At 68.4% G+C, this 7,910-nt stretch carries 6 protein-coding genes; 2 read left to right on the top strand and 4 right to left on the bottom strand.

The genetic code is table 11. The annotated features are described in order from the left end of the window. From BJQ90_RS14230 to BJQ90_RS14220, 3 genes are all read right to left on the bottom strand, one after another. Positions 1 to 1,014, bottom strand: a 1,014-nt coding sequence (locus BJQ90_RS14230; protein ID WP_226760903.1) for a hypothetical protein, incomplete at its 3' end; no start/stop codon positions are given. A gap of 136 nt (positions 1,015 to 1,150) precedes the next feature. Further along, entirely contained in the window at positions 1,151 to 1,861 is a 711-nt protein-coding gene (locus BJQ90_RS14225; protein ID WP_226760902.1) for an anti-sigma factor family protein, read from the bottom strand. Beyond that, complete coding sequence (locus BJQ90_RS14220; RefSeq protein WP_226760901.1) at positions 1,858 to 2,358, bottom strand: sigma-70 family RNA polymerase sigma factor; 501 nt, start codon at positions 2,356 to 2,358, stop codon at positions 1,858 to 1,860. Before BJQ90_RS14220 ends, BJQ90_RS14225 begins: the two co-directional genes overlap by 4 nt. A gap of 187 nt (positions 2,359 to 2,545) precedes the next feature. Here BJQ90_RS14220 and BJQ90_RS14215 point away from each other — a divergent pair, with 187 nt between their 5' ends. After that, positions 2,546 to 3,097 (top strand): hypothetical protein, encoded by a 552-nt coding sequence (locus BJQ90_RS14215; RefSeq protein WP_226760900.1) that lies wholly within the window; start codon positions 2,546 to 2,548, stop codon positions 3,095 to 3,097. A 46-nt stretch (positions 3,098 to 3,143) separates the two neighbouring features. Here BJQ90_RS14215 and BJQ90_RS14210 read toward each other — a convergent pair whose 3' ends face one another. Continuing rightward, complete coding sequence (locus tag BJQ90_RS14210; RefSeq protein WP_226760899.1) at positions 3,144 to 4,028, bottom strand: hypothetical protein; 885 nt, start codon at positions 4,026 to 4,028, stop codon at positions 3,144 to 3,146. A 272-nt stretch (positions 4,029 to 4,300) separates the two neighbouring features. Here BJQ90_RS14210 and BJQ90_RS14205 point away from each other — a divergent pair, with 272 nt between their 5' ends. Further along, positions 4,301 to 7,834 (top strand): DEAD/DEAH box helicase, encoded by a 3,534-nt coding sequence (locus BJQ90_RS14205; protein WP_226760898.1) that lies wholly within the window; start codon positions 4,301 to 4,303, stop codon positions 7,832 to 7,834. Positions 7,835 to 7,910 lie beyond the last annotated feature (76 nt).

Below are 7,910 nucleotides of genomic sequence, written 5' to 3'. Positions count from 1 at the left end.
CTCCCGCCCCGCGTCCCCGGTCCGCGGCCCGGGGACACCATCCGCTTCAGCAGGAAACGTCCGTCCCGAGGTGGGCTGCTCGGTGAGGTGCCGTCCGGACCGCAGCCAGGGGGTACCGCCCGTCAGGAGCGCGGGCGCCTCCACGACCCCGGCGGCGTCGTCGTCGACGTCGACGTCGAGCAAGGACAAGGCCACTGCCCCGTGTTCCCGCAGGAAACGGGCCACCACCACTTCGCCTTCCGTCACCAGGCTGTCCACTGTGTCGAGGGGGTTGGCGGAGACGCTGGCCTGTCCAACAGTCCAGCTGGAGCCCGGGTAGAGAGTGAGCCTGGCACTGCGGGGGCTGACCTGTTCGGCCAGGGCGAGGACGAGGTCCCCGGACCGGTAAAGCTCCGCGAGCCGGGGTGCGGTCTTCAGTGCGTTGATGTCGAGCGTCCGGTCCTCAGTGTTGAGATCGCCTTCCACGCACTGGCCAAGGCCCAGCATCCAGTCGAGGCGCACCGGCGGGACCACGTGCTCGCGCTGGATGGTGCAGCAGCTGCCGTCGCCCAGCTCGATGATCGCGCGGGAACCCGCGCCGGCGAAGGCCTTGACGATGCCCCGGACGCGCCGGGGCTGGGTGCGGACTGCGGCGGCCTTCGGCGGGACCATGGTGATCAGGCCCAGCACGTCCTCAATGATGTCCTCGGCCGCGCGGACAGCGGACTGGTGGTCGCGCGCCATCCGGAGCGGGCTGCGGTGCAGGTCGTTCATCCAGCGGAGATCCTCCGAGTACACGCGTGCCGCATTGCCAAACACGTGCGCCCCGTACGGCAGGCTGTCGCCGAAGGCATAACTCTCCGCGCCGTTTTCAAGCCAGTAGACCTCGGCCAGGTCTCCCACCTCCCGGGCGATATGGTCCACGTCGATCCGGTTGTCCCGCTGCTCCGGATGCCAGGAGATCACCGCTGCCGGCTTTGTCCGTCCGGCCGCCGAGAGGCGCAGCGCAAGCTCTTTCCCGGAAGTGACAACCACAAAAGCCTGTTCCATAACGAGTCCCCAATCGCCGGTGCGGATGTGCGTGCCGCAGGTGGTGGGGAAGCCGTCGGATCCCCCACCATGAGTAGAGCAGCGGGGTCCGACATTTTTGTGGCAGGTATGGCGGCTGCCGTTATCCCGGCGGCACGGCGATGACGGCCATGGTCTGTTGCTGCCCGTTCCGCATTTCGACGCTGGAGATGTTGGTGAGCTGCAGGGGCGTGGCACCGGTGATCCTGACCCTGCCGCTGGGCGTGGCCGTCCACGAACAGGCGCGGTCCTCGCCGCCGTTGGTGTCCTTCACCCATAGGGAGAGGGTGCCGTCCACCGGCAGGCTACGGCCGTCGACCGCGAGCTCGGTTCCCCAGGTCTTCTTGACCAGGCCCACCGTGATCTGCAGCCCGCCGCTGGCCTGGACGGAATAGCTGGCGTCCGGTTTGGGCGGCTGGTTGACCAGCGGCCCGGCCAGGATTCCGAGCGCGAGGCACGCCGCGGCCGCCGCGGCCAGCGCAGCACTCCAGCGCAGCCGTGCTTTCCGGCGCCGCGCGGACAGCTCGTCGAGCATCCGCCGCGGCACCCCGGCAGTCGCCCCGGCTGGCATCACCGCCGGTTCGGGAACCGGCGGCGCCGGGTCCCGCACGGCGGTGGTGGCAGCGGCGCCGAGGGCGACGGCGTCGGGCACCGGGAGCGCGTCCAGCAGCGCCGGAAGGCTTGCCAGTTCGTCCAGCTCCTGCCGGCACGCGGCACAGCCGGCCAGATGCTGCTCAAAGGCGGCGGCCTCAACAGGTTCCAGCCCGCCCAGCAGGTAGGCGCCCAGTAGCTGGTGCAATTCCGTGGCGCTCACCGTTGCACCCCCATCTCGTCGAGGATCGTCCGAAGGGCCCGCACGGCGTAGAACGCCCGGGACTTGACCGTTCCAGTCGGGATATTCAAACTGGCCGATGCCTCCTGGACGGTGAAGCGGCGGTAATGGAGCGCCACGAGTACTTCCCGGTGCTCGGCGCTGAGCCGCAGCAGGGCTTCTTCCATCAGCACCCGGTTGAGGAGTTCATCGACGCGTTCCTCGCCGTCGGCCGGGTCGGCCACGTCCCGGTCCGTCGTCTCGCGGGGACGGCGCTGGGCCTTGCGGTAGTTGTCGATCAGGATGTTGCGGGCCGTCCTGAACAGGTAGCTGCGCAGGCTTCCGGTGATGTGGGGGGCCTGCTGCCAGACCCGCAGCACGGTCTCCTGCACCACGTCATCCGCCAGTTGCGGATCGTGGGAGGCACTGAGGACGAAGCGCCTGAGGGCCGCCCCGTGGTCGCGGTAGATGGCCGCCACGACGTCTTCGTCCAGCGACATGACCGTCCTCCCTGCCTCGCGGGTTTCTGCGCTTCTGCCTCTATGACGTGCGGACCGCCGGAACGGTTCACACGCGCGGATTCCGGGGCGCACTCCACGGCCCGCTGTGAACCATTCTTCCCTCCAGGGCGTCGTAACGGGTAGCGCCGGCCTGGCCAGTTGGCCGGTTCGAGTCAAGGAGCAGCAGATGAAAAAGCACCTCAGCATTGGCTTGTCCGCTTTCGCCCTCGCCGCATTACTCTCCGGCTGTGCCGGCACCAGCGGGACCGGCACTTCCACGACGCCGGCAGCCGCGGCGTCGGCAGCCGCCACGACGCCGCCCGGCAGCGCCGCGTCGGGCTCCGCTCCGGCGTCGACCCCGGCAGCGGCCGCCACGGACCTCAAGGTCGCCGATTCCAGCGCCGGCAGGATCGTCGTCGACGGCAAGGGGATGAGCGTCTACGTCTACATGAAAGACGTCAAGGACTCCGGGAGGAGCGCCTGCACCGGCGGCTGCCTCCAGTCCTGGCCTCCGGTCCTCGCCGCAGCTGACACCCCCACGGCCGACGGCGTCACCGGCACCGTGGGCACGATTGCCACCCCGGACGGCAAGAAGCAGCTGACCATTAACGGGATGCCCGTGTACTACTACGCCAAGGACACGGCTGCCGGGGACATTCTGGGCCAGGGCGTCGGCAGCGTCTGGCACCTCGTCGCCCCGTCCGGTGAAATGATCGCAGCGGCGGCGGGCGGGTACTAGCAGCCGGCCGCCGCGGCAGGCCAACAGGCGCGGCCGGCCACCAGGTTCAGTCGTCTTCAACCTCGAACTCGACGGCGGCCAGGATCTCCTTCGTGTCCGGGTGGATCATGACCGCCTCGCGTTCATCGTCCAGCATGAGGAACTCGCCCTGGTCCGTGGTGAAATGCCACGCCAGGGTGGTCTGACCGTCGTGGTCATAGTTGGGGTCGCCCATGGTGATCTTCCGGAGCGTGTGGCCGGCCACGTCGCAGAGCTCGCGGATGATCACCTCGAATTCCGGGGTGTCCAGCAGTTCATCCTCGGCGGCCTCGGCCTGGCGTTCCGCCAGGTTCGGGACCCGGGAGACGCGCTCGGCGATGTGGCGGTCGAGTTCCTCCTCGTCCAGGACGAGGAGGTCTGCCTGGCCCCGGAGCCAGGCGGCGTTGAGCGCGACGAGGTCTTCGGTCTCCAGCAGGGTTTCGAACTCGCCGTCGAGCTCTTCCAGGACCCGGACCGCGTCCGGGACGCCACCGTCTGCGCCGTCTTCCAGGCCGTCTTCCAGGCCGGTGTCGCCGTCAAGATACGCGTCTGCTTCCTCCTCGGAAAGGGAGTCGAAGGCATCCACGGTGCGGTTGAAGAGGTCCAGGTGGGCGTCGGCCCCCATCCCCTCCAGCCCTGCCCTGATGTACGCGTCAATGTCCTTGCGGTCCGGCGCGGTGAACACGTACTGGGCGAACCCGCCGCCCAGCGACTGCGTCAGATAGAAGTCAACGTAGTAGCTGCGCAGCGCGTTCGGCGCGATCTCCCCGATGTCGAGCAGCTCCGCGTACATGGCGTTGACGACGTCCACGTTCGCGTCAACCACGTCGGCGTCGCTGCCGTTGATGCGCTCCCGCGGCAGGACCGCCGCGTAACCGGTGGCGGGAAGTGCGGTGGAAAGGCCGTTGCTCATGGAAAATCCTCACTGCTGAAGGCTGGTGTCGCTCCGGACCCTTTCACGGTACGCGGCACCGCCGGAGCTGCGGTTGAGCCTGAGCTGAACGTCCGGCGAAGTTTGGGTGTCCCGTGCCGTTACGTCCCCCGTGCCCGGTCATGCCCAGTTATCCCCGTGGGCGAGTTCTCCACGTAGGCAGGTTATCCACTTGGGCAGACAGCCGGGTACGGGGTGTCCTGCCAGGCTCGCTAAGATGGATCCGATGACCAACTGCTGAAAGTAGTGCGCACATGCCATCCCATCCGGACGAGAGTGCGGCACTGGCAATACAGACCCCCGCGATCAACGACCGCTCCCTCGCGGCCGGACTTGCCTACGCCATGGGGAGCCGTGTTTCCGGGATTTCCTTCGATGCCGCCACCGGACTCATGCTCGGCAAGGTCCGGGGCGGCTCCGATGTGCCGTATTCGACCACGGCGAAGCTGGTCCGGAAGGCAGGCGGGTGGAGCTGTACCGTCGGCGTCTGCAGCTGCCCGGTCCGGAAGGACTGCAAGCATGTGGCCGCGCTGTTGTTTGCCGCCGAGGACAACCCCGCGATCCGGGTCCAGCTGCTCACTCCCGCCGATACCAGCCGGCTGTCCCGGCAGGCGCCGGTGCTTGAAGTGGCGGACTGGGAACAGGCCCTCGGCCCGCTGATTGCCCGGCCGGGAATCACCCAGTCCACCAACGGCATCCCGCTGGCGCTCCAGTTCGAGATCGAAGAACCCGCCCCGCATTTCTCCTACACCGGCCGCCGGGATCCGCTGCGCAGCGTCCGCCAGCTGAAGGCGCGTCCCGTCATCATGGGGGCCAAGGGCAAATGGATCCGCGGCGATGTCTCCTGGAACACCCTGAGTTACCTGAGCTACCGGCGCGAATGCAACGAGGCCCATGTCGAGTGGATGCAGGAGTTCCTCGCCTCGCACACCGCCCAGGCCAACCGCCAGCACGCCGGGACCGGGCTGTGGCTGGGCATGAACACCTATACCGGCAAGAACTTGTGGAGCCTGCTGGCCCAGGCCCGGAAGATCGGCGTCGCCCTGGTCCACAGCCGGGGTCCGGAGCCGGTGCGGCTCGTCGAGCAGCCGGCCGCCGTCGGGCTCAGCCTGGCCCGGTTCGGCGCCTGGCCGGTCCCGGCCGGGGGGGACGACTCCGGCGAGGTTGCGCCGGCCGCCGGCCGTGGAGACACCGGCGGGGACGGCGGCGGGCTGTCGCTCGCCCCCGTCATCACCGTTGAGGGTGAGGTGGTCGATCCCGCTTCCGTCGGGACCATCGGGCGCCCGGCCCACGGGATCTTCCTGACCTCCGGGGCGGATGCCCTGCCGGGAGTCGCGCCGGCGGACTCCGTCATCACGCTCGCCCCGCTGGAAGGCGGGCTCAGCGAGGAGCTTCTGACCTTTGTCACGGCCGGAACCACGCTGCACATTCCGGCCCGGGACGAGAGCCGCTTCCTGACCGGCTTCTACCCCAAACTCAAGCAGAGCGCCCGGGTGACGGCCTCCGATGAGTCCGTGGAGCTGCCCCAGCTGGCCGTTCCCACGCTGTCGCTGCTGGCGAACTACGGCGCCGGCCACCGGGTCCGGCTGCACTGGGAATGGCATTACAAGTCCGGCACCCTCGTCACGTCGCAGCCGCTGTGGCGCCACCCTGGCGATCACGGCTACCGGGACGACCCGGCCGAGGCCCGGATCCTCGAAGCCGTCGGACAGCCCTGGGACGTGGTGCCGGCGCTGGGCGAGTCTGCCACGGGCGGGTGGGGTACGCCGCGGCTGGCAGCGTCGGCCGAATTCAGCGGTCTGGACACCCTGGCGTTCACCGAAGAGCTGCTACCTGCGCTCCGCGAGGTCCCCGGCGTCAGCGTGGACACGGCCGGCGAGATCGCCGACTACCGGGAGGCGGAGGAGGCCCCGGTGGTGTCCATCTCCACGAAGGCCACCGAGCAGCGGGACTGGTTCGACCTGGGCATCCAGATTTCCCTCGAAGGCCAGCCCGTGTCCTTCGCGGCGGTCTTCTCTGCCCTGGCGGCCGGACAGACCAAGATGCTGCTGCCCAGCGGCGCCTACTTCTCCCTGGACCTGCCCGAACTGCACCAGCTCCGTGCGCTGATTGAAGAGGCGCGGGAACTGCAGGACAACAAGGACGCGCCGCTGCAGATCAGCCGTTTCCAGGCCGGGCTCTGGGACGAGCTGGCCCAGCTCGGCATCGTGGATGAGCAGGCTGCGGCCTGGCGCGAGGCGGTCGGCGGGCTGCTCGAAGGCGGAGTGAAGGGCCTGCCGTTGCCGGCAACGCTCAACGCCGAGCTGCGCCCGTACCAGCTGGAGGGTTTCAACTGGCTCAGCTTCCTCTACCGCCACGGGCTCGGCGGGGTGCTGGCCGACGACATGGGCCTGGGCAAGACCGTGCAGGCGCTGGCGCTGATATGCGCCGCCAAGATCGCGGCAGGCGCCCCTGCGGGAGCGCCCGACGGCGGCGGCTCCCCCGCGGGAGCTGCCGCGGAAATTGGCGCGGACGCTGGCGGGGCAGCTGCCGGGGCCGCGCCCGGTGCTGCGCCTTTCCTCGTGGTCGCCCCCACGAGTGTCGTCGGGAACTGGGAGGCAGAGACCGCCCGGTTCGCCCCCGGCCTCACGGTGCGTGGGATCAGCGAAACCTTCGCCAAGAGCGGCTCGGATCCGGTTTCGGCCATGGCGGGGGCGGACATCATCATCACCTCCTACGCCCTGTTCCGGATCGATTACGAGGCCTATGCGTCCAAGGAATGGGCCGGCCTGGTCCTGGATGAGGCCCAGTTCGTCAAGAACCACCAGTCCAAGGCGTACCAGTGCGCCCGGAAGCTTCCGGCGGTGTTCAAACTGGCCATCACCGGCACCCCGCTGGAGAACAACCTGATGGAGTTCTGGGCGCTCACCTCGATCGTCGCGCCGGGGCTTTTCTCCAGCCCGAAGCGTTTCGCCGAGTACTACCAGAAGCCGGTAGAAAAGAACGGTGACAAGGCCCAGCTGGACAAGCTCCGGCGTCGGGTCCGTCCGCTGATGATGCGCCGCACCAAGGAGCAGGTCATCCACGACCTGCCGCCGAAGCAGGAGCAGATCCTCGAGGTGGTGCTGAACCCGCGGCACCAGAAGGTCTACCAGACGCACCTGCAGCGGGAACGCCAGAAGATCCTCGGCCTGATCGACGACGTCAACAAGAACCGCTTCACCATCTTCCAATCCCTTACGCTGCTGCGGCAGCTCAGCCTGGATCCCTCGCTGATCGATCCCGCGCTCTCCGGGGTGCGGTCCAGCAAACTCGATGTGCTCTTCGAGCAGCTGGAGGACCTCGTGGCGGAAGGGCACCGGGCGCTCATTTTCAGCCAGTTCACCGGGTTCCTGGGCAAGGTCCGTGAGCGGCTCGTCGAGGAGAACATCGAGTTCTGCTACCTCGACGGCAGCACCCGCAACCGTACCGACGTCGTCAACGAGTTCAAGAACGGCGCCGCCCCGGTGTTCCTGATTAGCCTCAAGGCCGGCGGCTTCGGCCTGAACCTGACCGAGGCGGACTACGTGTTCCTGCTGGACCCGTGGTGGAACCCGGCTTCGGAGGCGCAGGCCGTGGACCGTACGCACCGGATCGGGCAGGCCCGCAATGTGATGGTCTACCGGCTCGTCGCCAAGGACACCATCGAGGAGAAGGTCATGGCCCTCAAGGCCAGGAAGTCCCAGCTGTTCGCCGACGTCATGGAGGGCGACGCCCTCTCCGGCGGAGCGCTGACGGCCGAGGACCTGGCTGGCCTGTTTACCGACTAGCGGTTCAGCGGCGCTGTCGCGCCGTGGTGGGAGAAAGTTGGGTGTACCTCCCGTATAGCTTCTGGCATGGGGCGGG

Source organism: Arthrobacter sp. SO3, from assembly GCF_020532825.1.
Taxonomy (GTDB): domain Bacteria; phylum Actinomycetota; class Actinomycetes; order Actinomycetales; family Micrococcaceae; genus Arthrobacter.
Note: the sequence above shows the minus strand (reverse complement) of the source record. Positions and strands in the feature narration are given on the sequence as shown.